Source organism: Rhizobium sp. 10N414 (assembly GCF_056394785.1).
Map to the genome: position 1 here is coordinate 38,911 of NZ_JBFTIN010000037.1, position 19,269 is coordinate 58,179.

A 19,269-nucleotide genomic window follows, 5' to 3' on the forward strand; every position below is an offset into this window, starting at 1 on the left:
CGGCTTGTGCTTCTATTCATGGAGCAAGCCTGCTTATGCCCGTCGTGCGCGGAAAAAACATCGAGCCACTCTTCACAGCCGAGCAGATTGCCGAACGCAATCATGCCATGGCGAAGCAGATTGCATCGGGACCGACGAAGGACCTGCTGGTTATTGCGGTGCTGAAAGGCTCGTTCATCTTTGCCGCGGACCTCATCCGCGCGCTGCATGACAGCGGCCTCGCGCCCGAGGTCGAGTTCATCACTCTCTCGAGCTATGGCACCGGCACAGTCTCGCAAGGCGTGCGGATCGTCAAGGATATCGACAGCGACGTGAAGGATCGCGACGTTCTTCTGATCGACGATATTCTGGAATCCGGCCGTACGCTGCTGTTTGCCAAGGAACTGCTCTACGAGCGCGGCGCCCGCAACGTCACCATCGCCGTGCTCCTCGACAAGAGCGTCAAGCGCAAGGAAAAGCTCGAGGCCGACTATGTCGGTTTCGAATGCCCCGACTATTTCGTCGTCGGCTACGGCATGGATGTCGCCTACGCCTTCCGCGAACTCCCATTTGTCGGCGTCGTCACCGGCGACGCCTAGGGATCACGACCTGACCCTGAATGTGCCAGGATGAGACGGGTTGTTAACCATCCCGTCCATCCCTTCCTGCCGTTTACCGATCGCAAAGGAAACTCGTGTGATTTCCGTTGCGGGGCATGAAACGGAGTGATGCACACCATGGCAAAAATTCTGATTACGGAAGACGAGGACTCCCTACGCTCTTTCGTAGCCCGCGCTTTGCGTCTTGACGGTCATGAGACCGAAGAAGCCGCTGACGGTGCGGAGGGACTGGAAAAACTCAGAGACGGCGTCTACGACCTGCTGCTCTCGGATATCCGCATGCCTGTGATGGACGGCATCGAACTGGCGCATCAGGCAAAATCCGCCTTCCCGGCACTGAAGATCCTGCTGATGACTGGCTACGCGGAACAGCGCGAACGCGCGGACGACTTGGCGGAGAAGATCGTCGATGTCGTCTCGAAGCCCTTTGCCTTGCCCGATATCCGCAAGGCTGTCGCGCGTGCGTTGGCCGCCTGAGGCGGCTAACGGCATGATCTCGACTATTCAGCCCTCATCGGGGATGAATTTGCCTTCATAGCGGACGCGAAAATTGCGTCGCTGGAAGTCCTGCTGGAAACATACAAAGATCAGTTCGATATCGGCCAGGCTGTCGCGCTTGTGGAGCAGGCTGAGCGTCACGACGATGACGCCGGCATAGCCGCGCGTCAGCCTAAACGCCGCGTTGCGGATGGCGTTGGCTTCTGCGTCCTGCCGGTCGTCGCGCCGCTCGTAGATCACCCAGAAGCGGCAGATATCCCAGGTCGAACGGAGAATTTCCGTGATTTCCGCCTGGAACTGCTCGGCATGCATGCCGGGTGACCAAGGGAGAGTCTTCTCGCCTTCGTCAGCCACGACGTTTAGGTAGCCATCGTATTCGCCGGTACGGGAGAGCGCATTCTCGATCAACTCGAATGCCGCGTTTTCACCGATTACGGTCTTGAAAAGAATTGCCATCGAATCGCTATAGTTATTCAGCTGCAGCGTGACAAGACGAAGCTTTCGCCAGGCGGGACTCGCCTCGGTGGCGGAATTTGAAGTTTGTCATCGAGTCACGCACAGATCATGCCTTCGCCGCGCCACATGGAGACGATGGCCTCGTTGGCAAGGTCCAACCCGTAGCTTCTCAATAGTCGGGGCAGGCAGGATTTATGGTCGTTCCGCTGTTTCCGCCCTGCGTCTGCAGCGTGCCGGGAATCGGCCTCGGCGGACAGTTGACGGGTTGCCGTGCCCTGGAGCGGCTGGACGAAATGCTCCCCGTTGTCTCCATGCTGTAGGGAGCCGGTCGGTAGCTGTTCGATCCGCCCCAGCTTCGGCTCGATTCGTAGCCGTCGGCAGCAAGGGTCCTGCCGCCGCTGTTGGTCGTTGCGAAACCACCAATATCCATTGCGCTTGCCGTGCTTGCAGCCATGCCGAATCCAAGAGCGACAGCTGCGATCAGCTTCCATTCCGTTTTCATGGAAATACCCTCAACTCGTGCCCAAACGACGCGCGATCTGCGTCAAAATAGACATAGGGAGTGCTGGCGTGGAGGTGGCGAATCTCACGCTATTGTGACCTGAATTGGCACAGCCGAGCTATTGAATGTCCAGAAGCCGTTCCAGATAGCGCCGTTCGATTTCCTGCGGCGGGTTGTTGCCGAGCTTCTCGCGAATGGCATCCAGGATTTCGCGGGCGCGCTGCACGTCGATCTCGTCCGGGACCTTCACCTGATCGCCGAAATCGGGGCCTTCGGCGCGGCGCGGACGTCCAAGCGGGTCGCGGCCGTTCTGATTGCCTTGCCCGACCTGGCCCTGCTGGCCTTGTCCCTGTTGGCCCTGCATGGCCTGCATCATCTGGTTCATCATGTCACGCGCGCCCTGACGGAGCGCCTCGAGGGCGCGTCCCTGGCCCTGGATGGCCGGTTCGCCGTGACCCTGACCGAGTTCGCGTCCGGCGCCTTCCATTTCGCGCTGGGCCTGGCCGAAGCCCGGACCGGGCTTGATGCCCATGTCGCCGAGACCCTTCTGCAGCTCGCCAAGCTGGTTGCCAAGTTCGTCCTGGCGCGAACGCAGCTGCTTCAAGGCTTCGCGCAGCTGCTCAGCCGTCATCTGGTCGGAAGGCGACTGGCCCTGCTGGTTCTGGCTCTGCTGTTGGTTCTGGTTCGGGTCCTGACTCTGGTCTTGCTGTCCCTGGTGTTGATCCTGCTGCATGCCGTCATTGTCCATCGGCATCTCGTCCAGCAGCGGATCGTTCATCCCCATGTTCGGATCGCCGCGCTGCATGCGATCCTTCAACTGCTGGTCCAGCTTGAAGGTCTCTTCCATCAGCTTCTGCTGGTCACGCAGGATCTGGCCAAGCTTGTCCATCTGCTGGCGCATCTGGCTGTTGTCCTGACCCTGCTGCCCCTGCTGTGGCCTGCCGGCCTGCAGGTTGTTCATCATTCGCTGCAGCTCGGAGAGCATCTGCTGGGCAGCGTCGCGGTTGCCGGAGCGCGCCAGATTCTCGATCTGGTCCATCATCCGCTCCAGATCCTGCTGGCGAAGGATGTTCTGAGCATTCTGGTTCGGCTGCATCGGCGCATTCTGCATGCGCTGCGCAAGCTCCTTCATGTAGTCCTGCATCGCCTTGCGCAGCTCGTCCATGAGCTTCTTGATCTCGGCATCAGGGGCGTTGCGCTGGAGAGCGTCGGCCAGGTTCTGCTGGGCGTTGCGCAGATTGCGTTCTGCCTGCGACAGATCGCCATCCTCCATGCCTACAGCGATATCCCAGAGGTGGTCGGCGGTATCCTTCAGCGCCTCCTCGCTCTTGGCGAGCTTCATCCGCGTCAGAGCGGATTGCAGCAGCAGGTAGTTAGTCAGCTTCGGGATCGTCTCTTCCGGGCGCAGCGTCAGCGCCTCGTTCAGCGTGATCGCTTCCAGCATCTTACGCGTGTCGAGCGAAAAGACCTGCCGCTCTTCGGCGACGGCGGCGGCCAGCGGCTCGTGGAACGGGCGGGACGGCATCGTCATCTCGTAGGGCGAGCTGCGACCCGTCTGGCCGGCGGCGTCCTTGGCAATAAGGGTGATGCGGACCCGCTTGCCCGACAGCGGATGCTCGGTCAGGTTCTTGCTGGTCAATCCCTTGGAGTCACGCGAATTGCGGCGGGGGATCTCCAGGCGGAAGTCAGGCAGCGGATAAAGCGGCGTTGCGGCCGGGTCGGAGTCGACAGGAACGATCTCCGCGCGCGCTTCCTGCACGCCGTAATCGTCCTTGACCGTGAAGCCGATTTCGAGAGCGCCGTTGACGGTCGGCTTCGGTATTCCATTGAAGGCGATCTCGGGCGCCTTGTCAGGAATAACGTCGAAGCTCCACACGCGACCGTTGACCTCGAGCCTGCCGTTTTCCTCGAGCTTCATCAGATGCGTCGTGGCGGACAGCGCGGGATTGATGGGAGCCGTGCCGTCGGCCTGCTGAGTGGCCACTGGCGTAACAGGGGGCTTGGCGGCTTCCTGAGGCGTGATGTCCTCGGCCTCGCCATTCTCGTGCCGGAAGACAACCTTCTCCGCCGTCTTTCCGCCGCTGACGCGGACCGTCAGGCTCGAGAGTTCGGGGACGCGGATCGCCGTCTGCTCGGTACCGTTTGCCGTCAGATAGATCGGCGCGCGACCGGTGTAGGAGGGGGGCGTGACCCAGGCGTCGATACGCACGGCAGGATCAACTGCCTGCGGCGCGGGCCGCGGCTGCAGCGCATCCGAGATCGAACCGCCGCTCGTCGATAGCGAATAGGCGAAAGCCATTACCACAAGCAATGCCGGGATGGCACGCAAGGCCAGCCGGTCGTGGGAGGCGATGTCGGGGCGTGGGAAGCCGGTATCGAGCGCCGCGATCTTCTCCGCCATCCGCGTCTGATGTTCGCGCCAAAGGGCGCGGGCGAAAGGCGTGTCGGTGGCGGGTTCGTCTTCCTGAACGGCAACAGGCTGATGCTGCAGGCCGTTGCGCTGCTCGAGCAACCGATCGGCAGCAGCCACATCGGGCCAATGAAGCCGGCGCAGCGGAAGGAGGGTGACGAGGGTGGCAGCCGCAAAAATGATCAGTAGCGCCACGCGAATCCATTCGGGCGCGTAGCGGAAGACACCGAACCAAGACGCTGTGAGGTAGAGCGCCACAACCGACAGAATCGGCAGCAGGAGAGGTAGGATCTGTTCGAACAGCAGGACCAGGCGCGCCAGAAAGCGCTTGGCCGCGACCAGGCGCGCCAAGGAAGGCCTCAGGGCAAATGCTCCGGTTTTCTCCTTGCTGGAGCTCTTGTTCAATCCGTTCTCCGCGCGCTGACGTTCAAAGCAGGAGGGCGCTTCCGGCGATTGCCGGGGCAATTCGCTCTCGATCAAGGATAGCATTCTTTGTGGCGAAGGCGAGGGCAAGCCCCAGCCAATGCCGGTTTTTCACGGTTCTTCGCCAAAAAGTGATGCCCCCGCCAGGCAGTGATCAGTCCAGCCAGGCCGGGATGGAATCGAGGGCGATGAGCTCTTCGTAGGTGCCGCGCGGGCGAATCACGTGGAAATCGTTGCCCTTGACGATCACTTCAGGAACCAGAAGGCGGCTGTTATAGGTGCCGGCCTGAACCGCGCCATAGGCGCCGGCGGTGCTGATGGCGAAGAGATCGCCGGACTTCGGCATCGCCATTTCGCGGTCGAGCGCCAGATAGTCGCCGGTTTCGCATACGGGGCCGACGATATCCGCCTTGATGCGCGGCGCGTTCGCTGCCGAGATCACTACGGGGCGGATCTCGTGATGGGCCTCATAGAGAGTCGGACGGATGAGGTCGTTCATCGCGCCATCGACGATCACGAAGGTTTTCTCGCCGCCGTCCTTCACGTAGATCACTTCGGTGACCAGGATGCCGGCATTGCCGACGATCAGGCGGCCGGGCTCAGTGACGATCTTGCAGTTGAGGTCGCGCAGAGTGTTCGTGACGATCGCAGCATAGGCTTCCGGCGATGGGGGCGGGTTGTTGTCGTCCCGGTAGGGGATGCCAAGGCCGCCGCCCACATCGACGTGATGGATATCGTGGCCCTCTGCGCGTAGCGTGCCGACCAGTTCGCGCAGCAGCTTGAAGGCGTCTTCGAATGGCTGCAGGTCGGTGATCTGGCTGCCGATATGCATGTCGATGCCGGTCACTTCGATGCCGGGCAGGCTTGCTGCGCGGGCATAGACGGCGCGGGCGCGCTCCCAGGAAATGCCGAACTTGTTTTCCTTCTTGCCAGTCGAGATCTTCGCATGCGTCCTGGCGTCGACATCGGGATTGATGCGGAAGGAGACAGGGGCCTTCTTGCCTGCCCTGACGGCGCGCTGGTTGAGGATCTCGAGTTCCGGCTCGGACTCGACGTTGAAGCAATAGATGCCGGCCTCGAGGGCCAGGTCCATCTCCCGCGCTGTCTTGCCGACGCCGGAGAACATGATGCGCGATGCCGGGATGCCGGCGGCCAGTGCGCGACGCAGCTCTCCCTCGGATACGACGTCGATGCCGGCGCCGAGATTGCCCAGCGTCTTTAGCACTGCCTGATTGGAATTCGCCTTCATGGCGTAGCAGACCATCGCGTCGACATCGCTGAAGGCTTCCGAGAAGACGCGGTAGTGGCGCTCGAGAGTGGCCGTGGAATAGACATAAAAAGGCGTGCCGACGGCCTTGGCGATCTCGGGAACGGGAACGTTTTCGGCGTAGAGAACGCCGTCGCGGTAGTCGAAATGGTTCACGTCAGTGGCCTCTCAAAGCATGTCTCCCGACGTGGGAACCGGTTTCGGGATCAGGACATGCATAAATACAAAGGCTAAAGCGCTGCTGGCGAATCCGAAAGATCGCCGCGTGCCTTAGAGAAGCGGATCGAGGATGAAGGGCCTGTCGACCCTGCCCGGCTGCGGCGTCGGCTTGGACGAGTCACCGGTCTTCGTTGCGTTCGCGCTCGGCGGGTCGAGATCGCCCTTTCGCCCGCACCCGGCGACGGCAAGGCCGATCACGGCGAAAACAACCGTCAGGCGGACGATCTGCGGCAAGCTCTTATGCATGGAATTCCTCTTGGGAAGCGGCACTGGTGGACACCTTCATAGCGAAGTTTATCCAGCTTGTGCACCCTGATTGTTGAGGTCAGTTGCGGGCTCGCCAATAGGCGATCTGCTTGCGCACTTCCGACGGCGCCGTGCCGCCGAAGCTCTTGCGGCTTGCAACCGATGCCTCGACCGTCAGCACGTCGTAAACCTTGTCGGTGATACCGGCATTGATCGCCTGCAGATCGGCAAGCGACAGCTCGGCCAAGTCGCAGCCCTTGCTCTCGGCCAGCGCCACCGCACGGCCGGTCACGTGATGCGCGTCACGGAACGGCAGGCCGGCTTCGCGCACCAGCCAGTCGGCAAGGTCGGTCGCGGTCGAATACCCGGAACCGGCAGCGGCCTTCATGCGCGCGCTGTTGACGGCCATGTCGCGAACCATGCCGGTCATGGCTGATACTGCCAGCTCCAGGCTTTCGGCAGCGTCGAAGACCTGTTCCTTGTCTTCCTGCATGTCCTTGGAATAGGCGAGGGGCAGGCCCTTCATGATTGTCAGAAGTGCGATCAGCGAACCGTTGATGCGGCCGGTCTTGGCGCGCACCAGCTCAGCGGCGTCAGGGTTCTTCTTCTGCGGCATGATCGACGAACCGGTGGAGAAGGCATCCGACAGGCGCACGAAGCCGAATTGCGGCGTCGACCAGATGACGATTTCTTCCGCCAGACGCGACAGGTGCATGCCTGCGATGGCGGCGATCGACAGGAACTCGATGGCGAAGTCGCGGTCCGAAACCGTGTCAATCGAGTTGCGTGTCGGCTCGCGGAAGCCCAGCGCCTTTGCCGTCATGTGGCGATCGATCGGATAGCCGGTGCCGGCAAGCGCTGCCGCGCCGATCGGGCTCTCGTCCAGATGCTCAATTGCATGGCGCACGCGCGAGCGGTCGCGGCCGAACATTTCGACATAGGCCATGCAATGGTGGCCAAAGGTGACGGGTTGGGCGGTCTGCAGATGCGTGAAGCCCGGCATGACGGTCTCGGCGTGCTCTTCGGCGCGGTCGAGGAAGGCGGCGATCAGGTTGGTCAGCAGCTGCTCGGTCTTCTGCAGCTCTTCCTTGACCCAGAGGCGGAAATCGAGCGCGACCTGGTCGTTGCGGGAGCGGGCTGTGTGCAGGCGACCGGCGGCCGGGCCTATCAGCGTGGCGAGGCGTGCCTCGACGTTCATATGAATGTCTTCGAGCTTGCGGGAGAATTCGAAACTGCCGCTCTCGATCTCTGACAGGATCGTGTTTAGCCCTTCGACGATCTTGACTTTATCGTCTGCCGAAATGATGCCCTGGTGGGCAAGCATGGTGGCATGGGCGATAGAACCGCGGATGTCCTGGGCAAACAGCTTCTTGTCGAAACCGATCGAGGCATTTATCTCCTCCATGATCGCATCGGGACCGGAGGCGAAACGGCCGCCCCACATCTGGTTGGAAGATTTGGTATCCGTGCTGTCGGCCATGACGATGCCTGCCTTGAAGAACGCGTGTCTCGGAGAATGAAATGACGACAAGAAAGTCCCTGCGCGTGCCATCCCTGAAGCTGATCGGGATTGCGGCCGTCGCAGGCATTGTTGCCGGTGCGGCAGCGGTTTACATCAGGGAAGCCGGGTCTGGCAATGGCAGGACGCAAACGGCCTCGGGCGAATGCGCGGCGACAAAGGAGATCGCCGCGAGAATCGCGCCGCTGCTCAAGGGACAGGTGGCGGCGATGGTCGCTCCTGACGAGCACCGCAGGCTTACCACCGTTTCCTTCAAGGGCGGGGACGGAAAATCGATGACGCTCGACAATTTCGCCGGCAAGACCGTGCTCTTCAATCTCTGGGCGACGTGGTGCGTACCCTGCCGCGAGGAAATGCCGGCGCTGAACGCGCTCGAGAAGGAGCTGGGCAGCGACAGGTTCCAGGTCGTGCCCGTCAACATCGACACCGGCGACGACGAGAAGCCGAAGGCCTTTCTCAGCGAGATCGGCGTAAACGCGCTGCAGCTTTACCGCGACAACACGATCGAGGTCTTCAACAGCCTGAAGAAGGAAGGCCTCGCCTTCGGCCTGCCGGTCACGCTTTTGATCGACGGCAAAGGCTGCCTGATCTCTGCGATGAACGGTCCCGCCGCCTGGGACAGCGACGATGCCAAGGCGCTGATCAAGGGCGCGATAGGTTCGTAAGCTGTGTCTGAGCACTTTGACGCGTTTGAAGAAAATACCAGTCGACCTTGCCTGGCGTAAACGCGACAGCCGCCCGCTTTTCCCACAATGGCGTTGTATGGTCACCGACAACGAGGATATCCGTCGATGGTAGCTTTGGATCGGCTGCAATCTCGGAAATCTTGTCGAAAACCTCTGCCCAGATCTCGGTCAATTCGCAAACGCGCTGGTTCTTAATGACTGCTTCGTTGGTCCTGCAATGAAGCTGGCCGCCAGGTTTCGCGACGTAGGGTATGTGCGAGTTAAGCGTCAACCAGTAGACTATCATCGGCTGCGCGCTCTTGGCCAGAAGACGGAGATGAACTGCGTCACCAACTTCGCCATCACAAAGGCCGTTGAAGACGCTGCCGCATCGGGATGGGAAGAGCTGCCGATCGCGTGCAAGGTCGTCGAGGAAATGGGATTCTTTTATGCCAATCCGGGGGTACCAGACATCTCGATCGAACATTTCGCTGGAATAGCCGTGGTAGGAGATTGTAGCGAAACCCCTTTCGGCAAGTTGTCGAGGAAGGCAGTCGTATTGTTCGGCGCGCAGATAGTCGGTGAAATTCCCCCATCGCCCGCATAGTTCGCGTGACTCGGCAGAGGTGGTTGAGCCCTCAAAGTTGCTTCTGCCGGAGAGTACGCTGTAGCCCGCTTTAACTGCTGCACTTTCAAATTTGCTGGCCAAGAGGGCTTTCATCCCGGGGTCGGAAAACGAGCCAAGCCCTTCCACTATGACGATCAGCAGGTTCCGTCCGCGCTTGGTTATGCTTTCGGCATCAAGGCCGTTCAGTGCCATCGCACTTTCAAAATGTGAGGCAGGCTGTTTTACGTATGAGCGATTGACGTAGCCATCTGCCACGGGCAGCGCAGCGGCCAGGATGGCCGCGGGCAATGGCGAGGCAGCGCAAAGCGCCTTTCTATGCCGGTTTACGAGCCAAGCTGTTCCAAGCGCGTTGAAAAGAAAAAGAGAAATTGCGCCGATGTAAAAAGCAGATGCGGCGACATCGATCGATGCAAGATAGCGAATCGTATGAAAGGCGGTTGCCAGGGGTAAGTAGAACATGACTGCGACCACCAAGCTTAAGTCGATAATCGCCACGAGCCCGAAAAGGACATAAACAAACGGTGGCCGCAGCCAAAGGGAAATCATCGCTGCCAGGAAATAGAGGGGAGGCGAAACCAGCCGGTAGACAAGAAAGTACGGAGTTGCGAGCAGGAAGATCAGATTCGGCACGACCACTGCCACCAGTGCAAGAAGCCATGTATTTGGCTGCGCCAGCCTTTTCAGCATGTCGTTCGAAGCGCTTTTCTTGCTCGTGCTGTTCATCGATGTCCCTCGGCTCGATCCAAGGCTAATCAATAAACCTTCAGCAATCGTATATGCTTTTGAGCGACTTTATTTAGCGGACACAACCAGAAGCTCGTCGCGGTGGCCGTCGAAGCCGCGGCGAGGTCTTCAACAGCCTGAAGAAGGAAGGCCTCCCCGTCACGCTTTTGATCGACGGCAAGGGCTGCTTGATCTCCGCCATGAACGGCCCCGCCGCTTGGGACAGCGACGATGCCAAGGCGCTGATCAAGGGAGCGATAGGATCGTAGGCAAGGCGGCTTATGGCTGCTTGCGTGCAGAACAGCGAATGGGCTAGGTGGCATCTGCTACACATGGGGTAATCGCGGTGCGACTGCCCCCGGCAACTTTATGCAAGATGATGCTGGCTGGGTTGGTTGCCCCCGATAAGATGGAAATACGGGCTCACGATTGGAACCGGGGGCCCCAAACATCGAATGGAGGCAACCATGGACCAATATATAGGGCTCGACGTTTCATTGAAAGATACTGCGATCTCGATCCGAGAGGACGGGAAGCGGATCTGGCGGGGGAAGCGCGCTTCGGATCCAAAGGTGCTAGCGCAGGTGATCCGCAAGCACGCTCCGAACGCCAAACGCGTCATATTCGAGACTGGGCCGCTGTCGACGTGTTTCTATCACGCGCTGACGGCGGAGGGAGTGCCCGCTATCTGCATCGAAGCGCGGCACGCGCAAAAGGTATTGAACGAGACGCTCAACAAAACAGATGCCAACGATGCGGATGGCTTGGCCCAGCTGGCCGAAGCCGGCTTCTACAAAGCGGTCCGAATCAAGTCATTTGACAGTATGTTGACGCGCACGCTGGTCGGGGCCCGCAATCAGCTCCTGAGCATCTCAACTCAACTTAGCAACCAAATCCGCGGCCTGATGAAGACATTCGGTCTTATTATCCCCAAAGGAACGGGTCGGGTGTTTGATGGCAATGTCAGAGAGCTTTTGGCTGGGAATGATGACCTTGCAAGGATCATATTGCCACTGCTTGAGGCATGGCGCGACATTCGCAAGCGCGCGGCCGATCTTGATCGCCAGTTGCTCGCAGTGGCACGGCAGAGCCAGGCTACGAAGCTTCTGATGACGATCCCAGGCATCGGTGCCGTCACGGCGGTGTCCTACGTCGCAGCGATCGAAGATCCAGAAAACTTCCGCACGTCGCGCTCGGTTGGCGCCTGGCTCGGGCTGACAACGCGGCGCTACCAGTCGGGTGAGGTCGACTATAACGGCCATATTTCGCGAAGAGGTGACAACCATCTGCGGGGGCTGCTTTATGAAGCGGCGACAGTGCTTCTCACGAGCGCCAGTGCCAGAACCGAGAGCAGCCTAAAGAGCTGGGGGCTTAAGCTGCGTGAGCGGTTGGGCTTCAAGCGCGCTGCGGTGGCAGTTGCCCGGAAGCTTGCGGTCATCATGCACAGCATGCTCAGGACAGGAGAAGTCTTCAACGCATCGGCTGGCGCCACCGCATAAGCGACACGCCAGCCTTCTTCCCTCAGCGCGTCAAACCTGATTTGAGGCACTGAGCGTCCCTGCTGCGGACGTGGGTTGGATCATTCCGCTACGAGTGGCTGCAGCTCGTTGAGACTGCGCGCTACACATAGGAAGGTCCTGCCTGCGAAGCCCATTGTGCGGCGACATTTGTCGACCGCGAAGACAACCCTGCTCCCAGCACCGGATAGCTCCAAAGGACATGGCCGCTGAGCGCCGATCCACCAATCGCTTTACTCCGCGTTGCCGACCCGCAACCTGGCAAGGTCGCCAAATGCCTAAACCACCTTGACGACTGGAATGCGATTAGACAACCACTCTGAATTCTTCGTTGTTAATCTGCGATTTGAGAAGCTGCCGACAGAAGCTCTTCGGGATTGAGCGCCTGGCACACATTTCGCCCCTCGTCTTCGACCTCCGTGAAGCTCCAACGCACCACACTTTCTCGATCGAGCAAGAAGTGACCGACAAGCTGCATGTGTCCGGCGAGGCTCACCTGCCGATCGGCTTCCGTAAATTCGTACCGGTCCTTTTTGTTGAGAAGATCGCCTGCTATGGGCGGGGCCACTGGTTCCGGCAACTCTCCCGGTCGATCGACCCGCATTGCCATGACCACGTCCATTCCAACCTTATATGGCCAGTCGGTCTCATTGTGCGTGAACTCGAGGACGGGCAAGCCGAAGGCGCGATGCAAAGCCCGTTCCGGGTCGGATGCCGCAAGAAGATTGGGTATCGGTTGGTAACGGAAATAGAGTCGCGCGCGTTCTACCGGGGTGCTTACAACGACCAGGGATTCGATGCCTTTCTCGCGCAGCGCCGAGCTGAGCTGAGCCATAGCTGCGACATGGCGACGGCAGAACGGACAGTGCAGGCCCCGAAACAGACCGATCAATAGCGGGCTGCGGCCACGAAAGTCATCGAGTGCGATCTTCCCTTCGCGTGAGATTGCATCCAGCACAAAGTTCGGAGCTTGGTCGCCCGGTTGCAACAGATGTTCGACATGGCACACAGACATAAACAACCTCCTCGCCGCGGGGATCAGAAAGGCACCACGACAAGTGCTTTGAAGTCGAGCCCGCATTGGGCGCTGCCGAGGTCAAGATTAAGCGTTGCAGGCCTGACCTCGTCTTGGCGAACCGCCAGGATCGATCCTGAGAATGGCCCCACATTGGCCGACGAGCAAGCGCTAAACAGCAAAACTGGTCTAGCTCTGCGGGGCGCCTGTTGGACGGCGGTGAGGGCGGCCAGATCTCCACATGAACGGCCCGCCGTCGCCAGCGAAGTCCATCACCGTCCTTTATGCAATGCTTACATCGGGTGCCCGTCCATCCAATCGAAAAGATATGCCCGCACCGATAATCTTAGCGGGTGCGGTCGATCATCTGGCCGCTTGAACAGTCATGCAGTTTTGCTGGAAGGATGAGGCGATGTACGGTCGCTGGTGGTTATATTACGTCGCGGCGCAATCGCGTCAGACGGCTCAAGCGCAATCATCTGGGAACACCGATAAGCACGAGGTTGCCTTCGATCGCGCAGACGATTTCTGGATCTTCGTCAGGCTTGCACTCGTTCTTGCGGTCTTCTTCGCCGGGCTGGCTTGCATTCTTTGGGTCGCAAGCTGATCGCTGGGTTTCGTCCAAGGGCGACGATTGCAACCCATGATGCTCGACATTTTCGCTGGCCAAGCCGCGATCCTCAGTCTCTGGGTAACGCCGTTGCCACAACGATCATCGGTCAGCGTCCCCATCCGTCGCAAGCAGTCAGTGGTGGATTTAGCCACAGCACTTGGTAGCAGCATTCGCTGGCCCGCAGCAGGCCGTCTCTTGGGCTTGCTTGGCCAGCCACCGGTCACGCGGCCTGCAGCTTGCCGCGCGGGCAACGAGTTCAACCTGCACCACACCGTTGCTGATGACCGGGACCGAGGCGCAATAGAGCTGCATCGGCTGCACGCCATCGCTTACTTCAAAGGTCAGCTTCGCCGAGCCATCAAGCTTCACATGTTCGGAAACCTTGCGAATGATGGCGGCGAACTTGCCGGCCGGCATGTGGGTGCGGTCGCCCTCCTCGATATCCCAGAGCTGAACGAAGATCTCCGCCCACGTTTCGGGGTTGGCTCCGCAGTCGAATGCCGAAAACTGTCCGGCCTTGACCTCGGTGACATGGTAGCCCGGCTTCACCAACCGACCGTCGTAGCGGAACGCCAGAGGGAGATCCGGAGATGCCGCCAGGGCCTCAAGCAGAAGGCCGAGGCTGATATCTGAAGACAGGGCCTTGTCGATCACATTCATATGAGATACTCCTTGTTTCAACATTTCAAGGAATATTGAATTATGGATGAACGTCAAGCCCTTGCTTCGTTCGGCGCGCTATCTCAGGAGACCCGCCTCCAGATCGTCCGCATGCTTGTCGTTGCCGGCCCCGATGGCATGGCCGCCGGGACGATTGCGGAGAAGCTCGAACTATCGCCTTCGAACATTTCCTTCCATCTGAAGGAGCTGGACCGGGCGGGTCTTGTCAGCCAGCAGCGCGAAGCCCGCTCGATCATCTACACCGCCAATTACGATGCGCTCGGCGGTCTCGTACGCTTCCTGATGGAAGACTGCTGCGCCGGCCATCCGGAAATCTGTGCGCCGGCTGCGGAAGTCACTGCCTGCTGCCCGCCCGGCAAGGGAAAAATTCAATGAACGTCCTGATCTGGTCCGGGACCTGAGGCCATGACATCTTTTCCGCTCTCCCGTCGCCTTGCCTCGGAGGCGTTGGGCACAGCTCTTCTGGTCGCGACCGTGGTCGGATCGGGCATCATGGCGGACAGACTGACGTCGGATCCGGCGCTTTCACTCCTCGCCAATACGCTGGCAACGGGGGCGATCCTTGTTGTGCTGATCACCATCCTGGGGCCGATTTCCGGCGCTCACTTCAATCCGGTCGTATCGCTGGTTCTTGCGTTCCGCCGCGCGCTGCCTGCCTCTTCGGTGCAGGCCTATATCGGTGCACAAATCCTTGGCGGCGTTGCCGGAACGCTGCTCGCGCATGCCATGTTCGGACTGCCTCTACTGCAGGTCTCGACCACCATCCGCACTGGCAGCGCGCAGTGGCTGGCCGAAGTGACTGCCACGTTCGGCCTCGTCTTCGTCATCCTCGCCGGTCTGCGCTTTCGCGCCGATGCGGTGGCATGGCTGGTCGGCCTCTATATCACGGCGGCCTACTGGTTCACCGCTTCGACCTCATTCGCCAATCCTGCGGTCGCTATCGCCCGCTCGCTGACGAACACTTTTTCCGGCATCCGCCCGGTCGATCTGCCGGGTTTTATTGTCTCAGAAATCCTCGGCGCATTGCTGGCGCTGTTGCTGGCGAGTTGGCTGCTGATGGAAGCTCGCAATCCTCAATCACTGACTGAAACGGAACCTGCGCCATGACAATCGACGTCACGATCTATCACAATCCGAAATGCGGCACCTCGCGTAATACGCTGGCAATGATCCGCAATGCGGGCATCGAACCTGTGGTCGTCGAATACCTAAAAGATCCGCCGAGCCGTGAACAACTCATAAAGATGATCGCGGATGCAGGCCTGACCGTCCGTACCGCGATCCGCGAGAAAGATACGCCCTACGCCGAACTCGGACTCGACAACCCTGACCTGACCGACGACGAGTTGCTCGATGCCATGTTGAAAGACCCGATCCTGATAAGCCGTCCCTTCGTCATCAGCCCGCTGGGCACGCGCCTCGCCCGGCCTTCGGAGGTCGTCCTGGATATCCTGCCCGGCACCCACAAAGGTCCGTTCGCCAAGGAAGACGGGCAGCAGGTTCTCGATGCCCAAGGTAAACGCCTTGTCTGAACGCGTGCCGCTTCTGGCCGTGCTGGCGCTCGGTGTGACACAGATCATCGGCTACGGCACCCTCTATTACAGTTTCAGCATTCTTGCTCCCGATATGGCCGCGCAGTTTGCCTGGTCGAAGGAATGGGTCTTCGGCGCTCTCTCTGCGGCGCTTCTGGTCGGCGGCCTAACGGCTCCGTGGTTGGGAGCGCTGTTTGACCGGATCGGCGCCGGCCGGGTGATGACTACGGGCTCGTTTATTGCTGCCGTCTCTCTGGCCGCCAGCGCTCTCGCGCCCAACAAGGCCGTGTTTGTTGCCGCGCTCATCGCCGTCGAAGTTGCCGCAAACCTTGTTCAGTACGGCGCAGCCTTCGCGCTGCTTGTGCAGATCCGGCCACAGGTTGCATCCCGCAGCATCACCTATCTGACGCTGATTGCCGGTTTTGCCTCGACGATTTTCTGGCCGATCACCGCGGCGCTGAATGCGCATCTTACGTGGCAGAACGTTTATCTGATCTTCGCCGTTCTCAACCTGTCCATCTGCCTGCCGATCCATGCATGGCTGTCGCGCAGCAGGAGCACGCAACGGACGACGGCGGCATTGGTCGCCGCCCCGCGAGTGGAGGGGATCTTGCCTCCTGCTCGCCGCCGGCTCGGCTTTGCCATCATGGTCAGCGGCTTATCACTGATGTCGCTCGTCAGTTCGGCCACGCTGATGCATCTGGTTCCACTACTGTCCGGACTTGGGCTCGGCGGAGCCGCCGCCCTCGTGGGGACACTCTTCGGCCCATCGCAGGTCAGCAGCCGGCTGATCAACATGGTCTTCGGTAAGAACCTGCCGGCAATCCATCTGGCGGTGATCGCGGCCATGCTGATTCCGGGCGGCGTGTTGGTGCTGCTGTTCACGGCTCCGTCCGTGCCGGGTGCGATGGCTTTCGCCGTGATCTTCGGCATGGGTAATGGCCTGCTGAGCCTCGTCAGCGGTACGCTGCCTCTGCATCTCTTCGGCAGCGACGGTTACGGCAAGTTGCAAGGGAGAATGATGGCAGCGCGGCTGATCCTGTCGGCGCTTGCGCCGTTCGTCCTGGCTTTTGCGATGGAGAACTTCGGCATCACACAGTCGCTCGGCACGGCCGCTGCTTTAGGCGGGCTTTCCATCATCGCGCTACTTTCCATCCCGGCGTTGCGATGATTGCGGTTGGCGCACCGCCGACCGGAAGCCGTGGCCGGTCGCGAGCGCCTGCAACCTGGAGTACTTCTATCGCAGTGACCGTGCGACTAGCGACACTGCAAGTCTATTGCCGACCTGGCCGTCAGCGCTAGGTTTGTGAATCAGACACAGTCGCGCGGATAAGTTGGACCCGCGACCGAACCAAGCTTTCGAAGCTCTAGCTCGCTTTGCTGGTGCGCAGCGAGCCCTCTCGAACCAAGTCGGTGTACTGATGCGATAGCGTAGGAGGCGTAGATGGCAATTTCGCGCAAGCAGGCAGAGCGTTTGCTAACGGCGGACGAATGGCAGCTCGTTCAAAAGACTCACCATCCGGCAATGCAGGATTTGTCGGATACAGATCTCTCTGATCTCGCCAAGCGAATCCGTGAAAGGCGCGATCGTGCGCAAAGCGAGGCGAACAGACAGCGCAGGGAAATGAGAGGCAAGGCGCAACCCAAAGGGGCGACACCGGCACGCAAGGATACAGGCACGAGAGGCAAACTCGAAGTTCTGGCCATGGGCGTGCGCAGCGTGAACGCGGAACAGGCCCGCCGGCGTCGAATGCTTGCTAAAATTCAGATGGTCGAGAACATGCGCGCCGCGTTGGCACGAAGGAAAGAAGCGAAAAGCGAGAAGGACGAGTCATTTAACACGCGGCAGGCCCACGCAGGCATGCACTCGATCGAAAGCACAAAGCGCAAAGATCTCATCCGCCCCATGGAGCGCGGTAGACTGCGGAAGGCGAGCGCCGTTTCGCAGGCGAAGCGCGATGCTCGCGGCGCATAGGTTCTGGTTTCGCCAGCTCATCAGTTTCGGCGGACAACCTTCGAACGGCAAGAATGAAACTAGACCGTGCGGATCGTCGAGATCGGTTGGCGTCAGCGGGTCGGGATCGGCGTATCGCCGCGATAATCGTAGAAGCCGCGCCCGGACTTGCGGCCGAGCCAGCCGGCTTCGACATATTTCACCAGCAGCGGGCAGGGGCGATATTTCGAGTCAGCCAGGCCGTCGTGCAGCACCTGCATGATCGACAGGCAGGTGTCGAGGCCAATGAAATCGGCAAGCTGCAGCGGCCCCATCGGATGATTGGCGCCTAGTTTCATGGCGGTGTCGATGGCGTCGACGGTGCCGACGCCTTCGTAGAGCGTGTAGATGGCTTCGTTGATCATCGGCAACAGGATGCGGTTGACGATGAAGGCCGGGAAATCCTCGGCGACCGTCACCGTTTTCTCCAGCGAGGCGACGAAGTCCTTGGCGGTTGCGAAGGTCACTTCGTCCGTCGCGATGCCGCGAACCAGTTCCACGAGTTTCATGACCGGCACCGGATTCATGAAATGGATGCCCATGAAGTGCTCGGGGCGGTCGGTGGCGGAAGCGAGCCGGGTGATCGAGAGCGAGGACGTGTTGGTGGCAAGGATTGCTTCCGGCTTCAGGACCGGACACACTTGGGCGTAGATCTTGCGCTTGACGTTTTCGTCTTCGGTCGCGGCTTCGATCACGAGATCGGACGCGGCAAGATCGTTGATGTCGGAGGAGCCGGAAATCAGGGCGAGGGTGGCGGAACGCTCTTCGTCCGTCATCTTGCCGCTCGTCACATGGCGGGCGAGGTTGCCGTTGATGGTGGCCAGGCCGTGCTGGACGCGTTCCTCGGAGAGATCGTAGAGCTGGACCTTATAGCCTGCATCTGCCGAAACCTGCGCGATGCCGCAACCCATCTGGCCTGCGCCGATAATGCCAATCGTCTTCAACACCGCGTTCATCTCCAAACCCCCGCTCGGCATGCGCCGCCGCGCTGCCGCATTTTTCTAACAAAACTGCCGGGCAAATGATCGCCCGGCAGAAGTAGTAGCCCTTAAAAAGATAATTTTCCAGTCATTCGCAAATGCGAAATAAGGGCATCTGCACGCATCAGAGCGCCTTCTGCAGTTCCGGCAGTGCTTCGAAGAGATCGGCGACGAGACCGTAGTCGGCAACCTGGAAGATCGGCGCCTCCTCGTCCTTGTTGATGGCGACGATGACCTTCGAATCCTTCATGCCGGCGAGGTGCTGGATGGCACCTGAGATGCCGCAGGCGATGTAGAGATCAGGAGCGACGACCTTGCCGGTCTGGCCGACCTGCCAGTCGTTCGGGGCATAGCCGGCATCGACGGCAGCGCGCGAGGCGCCGACGGCAGCACCGAGCTTGTCGGCGACCGGCAGGATGACTTCCTTGAACTTCTCGGCCGAGCCGAGCGCACGGCCACCGGAGATGATGATCTTCGCAGACGTCAGTTCCGGACGATCGGAGGCCGACAGCGCGTCCTTGACGAAGCTCGACAGGCCAGGGTTGGCCGCGGCCGCAATAGCTTCGACCGGGGCAGAACCGCCTTCGGCAGCGGCGGCGAACGAGGCGGTGCGCACGGTGATGACTCGTCTGGTGTCGGTCGCCTGCACCGTCTGGATGGCGTTGCCGGCATAGATCGGCCGCTTGAAGGTGTCAGCCGAAACCACCTCGATGATCTCGGAGACCTGCGCGACATCGAGCAGGGCGGCGACGCGCGGCATGACGTTCTTGCCGGTCGAGGTGG

The 19,269-nt window shown here is 60.4% G+C and carries 21 protein-coding genes and 1 pseudogene; 11 read left to right on the forward strand and 11 right to left on the reverse strand.

The features are described from left to right. Positions 1-35: 35 nt before the first annotated feature. Positions 36-578 (forward strand): hypoxanthine phosphoribosyltransferase, encoded by a 543-nt coding sequence (hpt, locus tag AC1DE4_RS25315; RefSeq protein ID WP_018857784.1) that lies wholly within the window; start codon positions 36-38, stop codon positions 576-578. Positions 579-716: 138 nt separating this feature from the next. Next, entirely contained in the window at positions 717-1,076 is a 360-nt protein-coding gene (locus AC1DE4_RS25320) for a response regulator (protein WP_007789408.1), read from the forward strand. A 27-nt stretch (positions 1,077-1,103) separates the two neighbouring features. On the opposite strand, the gene AC1DE4_RS25325 is transcribed toward AC1DE4_RS25320, so the two are convergent. From AC1DE4_RS25325 to argH, 6 genes are all read right to left on the reverse strand, one after another. Further along, complete coding sequence (locus AC1DE4_RS25325) at positions 1,104-1,553, reverse strand: hypothetical protein (RefSeq protein ID WP_018857786.1); 450 nt, start codon at positions 1,551-1,553, stop codon at positions 1,104-1,106. A gap of 169 nt (positions 1,554-1,722) precedes the next feature. Beyond that, complete coding sequence (locus AC1DE4_RS25330; protein ID WP_018857787.1) at positions 1,723-2,055, reverse strand: hypothetical protein; 333 nt, start codon at positions 2,053-2,055, stop codon at positions 1,723-1,725. Positions 2,056-2,173: 118 nt separating this feature from the next. Then, positions 2,174-4,816 carry a TIGR02302 family protein gene (locus AC1DE4_RS25335; RefSeq protein WP_477883630.1) on the reverse strand — a complete coding sequence of 881 codons (2,643 nt, stop codon included), beginning with the start codon at positions 4,814-4,816 and terminating at the stop codon, positions 2,174-2,176. Between the two features lie 226 nt (positions 4,817-5,042). After that, positions 5,043-6,311: a diaminopimelate decarboxylase gene (gene lysA / locus AC1DE4_RS25340; protein ID WP_018857790.1), complete on the reverse strand. Its 1,269-nt coding sequence runs from the start codon at positions 6,309-6,311 to the stop codon at positions 5,043-5,045. 114 nt (positions 6,312-6,425) lie between these two features. After that, positions 6,426-6,620: an LPS translocon maturation chaperone LptM gene (gene lptM / locus AC1DE4_RS25345; RefSeq protein WP_477883611.1), complete on the reverse strand. Its 195-nt coding sequence runs from the start codon at positions 6,618-6,620 to the stop codon at positions 6,426-6,428. Between the two features lie 79 nt (positions 6,621-6,699). Next, positions 6,700-8,100, reverse strand: a complete 1,401-nt coding sequence (argH, locus tag AC1DE4_RS25350) for an argininosuccinate lyase (protein ID WP_018857792.1) — start codon at positions 8,098-8,100, stop codon at positions 6,700-6,702. A gap of 41 nt (positions 8,101-8,141) precedes the next feature. Between argH and tlpA the strand changes: the two genes are divergently transcribed. Next, positions 8,142-8,804, forward strand: a complete 663-nt coding sequence (gene tlpA, locus AC1DE4_RS25355; protein WP_025661886.1) for a thiol:disulfide interchange protein TlpA — start codon at positions 8,142-8,144, stop codon at positions 8,802-8,804. Here the strand turns inward: tlpA and AC1DE4_RS25360 are convergent. Further along, complete coding sequence (locus tag AC1DE4_RS25360; protein WP_477883614.1) at positions 8,782-10,155, reverse strand: alkaline phosphatase family protein; 1,374 nt, start codon at positions 10,153-10,155, stop codon at positions 8,782-8,784. The two genes, tlpA and AC1DE4_RS25360, sit on opposite strands and share 23 nt — an antisense overlap. Positions 10,156-10,280: 125 nt before the next feature. Between AC1DE4_RS25360 and AC1DE4_RS25365 the strand changes: the two are divergent. Both AC1DE4_RS25365 and AC1DE4_RS25370 read left to right on the forward strand, forming a co-directional pair. Further along, a pseudogene (locus AC1DE4_RS25365) lies at positions 10,281-10,424 on the forward strand (TlpA family protein disulfide reductase); the annotation flags it as partial. 198 nt (positions 10,425-10,622) lie between these two features. After that, positions 10,623-11,654: an IS110 family RNA-guided transposase gene (locus AC1DE4_RS25370; protein WP_477883616.1), complete on the forward strand. Its 1,032-nt coding sequence runs from the start codon at positions 10,623-10,625 to the stop codon at positions 11,652-11,654. A 352-nt stretch (positions 11,655-12,006) separates the two neighbouring features. Here AC1DE4_RS25370 and AC1DE4_RS25375 read toward each other — a convergent pair whose 3' ends face one another. After that, positions 12,007-12,687: a peroxiredoxin-like family protein gene (locus AC1DE4_RS25375; protein WP_477883632.1), complete on the reverse strand. Its 681-nt coding sequence runs from the start codon at positions 12,685-12,687 to the stop codon at positions 12,007-12,009. A gap of 385 nt (positions 12,688-13,072) precedes the next feature. On the opposite strand from AC1DE4_RS25375, the gene AC1DE4_RS25380 reads away from it, so the two are divergent. Beyond that, positions 13,073-13,294: a hypothetical protein gene (locus AC1DE4_RS25380; RefSeq protein WP_477883618.1), complete on the forward strand. Its 222-nt coding sequence runs from the start codon at positions 13,073-13,075 to the stop codon at positions 13,292-13,294. 150 nt (positions 13,295-13,444) lie between these two features. Here the strand turns inward: AC1DE4_RS25380 and AC1DE4_RS25385 are convergent, their stop codons facing one another. After that, positions 13,445-13,960, reverse strand: coding sequence for a DUF6428 family protein (locus AC1DE4_RS25385; protein WP_477883620.1), 516 nt, complete (start codon positions 13,958-13,960; stop codon positions 13,445-13,447). Between the two features lie 42 nt (positions 13,961-14,002). Between AC1DE4_RS25385 and AC1DE4_RS25390 the strand changes: the two genes are divergently transcribed. From AC1DE4_RS25390 to AC1DE4_RS25410, 5 genes are all read left to right on the forward strand, one after another. Further along, positions 14,003-14,356, forward strand: a complete 354-nt coding sequence (locus AC1DE4_RS25390; protein ID WP_025662817.1) for an ArsR/SmtB family transcription factor — start codon at positions 14,003-14,005, stop codon at positions 14,354-14,356. A 30-nt stretch (positions 14,357-14,386) separates the two neighbouring features. Continuing rightward, the gene (locus tag AC1DE4_RS25395) at positions 14,387-15,088 is read left to right on the forward strand and encodes an aquaporin (RefSeq protein ID WP_477883622.1); all 702 of its coding nucleotides are present in this window, start codon (positions 14,387-14,389) and stop codon (positions 15,086-15,088) included. Next, positions 15,085-15,513 carry an arsenate reductase (glutaredoxin) gene (gene arsC, locus AC1DE4_RS25400; RefSeq protein WP_477883624.1) on the forward strand — a complete coding sequence of 143 codons (429 nt, stop codon included), beginning with the start codon at positions 15,085-15,087 and terminating at the stop codon, positions 15,511-15,513. The genes AC1DE4_RS25395 and arsC overlap by 4 nt, the downstream gene beginning before the upstream one ends. After that, positions 15,488-16,684, forward strand: a complete 1,197-nt coding sequence (arsK, locus tag AC1DE4_RS25405; protein ID WP_477883626.1) for an arsenite efflux MFS transporter ArsK — start codon at positions 15,488-15,490, stop codon at positions 16,682-16,684. The genes arsC and arsK overlap by 26 nt, the downstream gene beginning before the upstream one ends. Before the next feature lie 273 nt (positions 16,685-16,957). Further along, positions 16,958-17,488 (forward strand): hypothetical protein, encoded by a 531-nt coding sequence (locus AC1DE4_RS25410; RefSeq protein ID WP_018857804.1) that lies wholly within the window; start codon positions 16,958-16,960, stop codon positions 17,486-17,488. A gap of 92 nt (positions 17,489-17,580) precedes the next feature. Here the strand turns inward: AC1DE4_RS25410 and AC1DE4_RS25415 are convergent, their stop codons facing one another. Further along, complete coding sequence (locus AC1DE4_RS25415) at positions 17,581-18,462, reverse strand: 3-hydroxybutyryl-CoA dehydrogenase (protein ID WP_025662821.1); 882 nt, start codon at positions 18,460-18,462, stop codon at positions 17,581-17,583. A 148-nt stretch (positions 18,463-18,610) separates the two neighbouring features. Continuing rightward, positions 18,611-19,269, reverse strand: a 659-nt coding sequence (locus AC1DE4_RS25420) for an electron transfer flavoprotein subunit alpha/FixB family protein (protein ID WP_477883628.1), incomplete at its 5' end; no start/stop codon positions are given.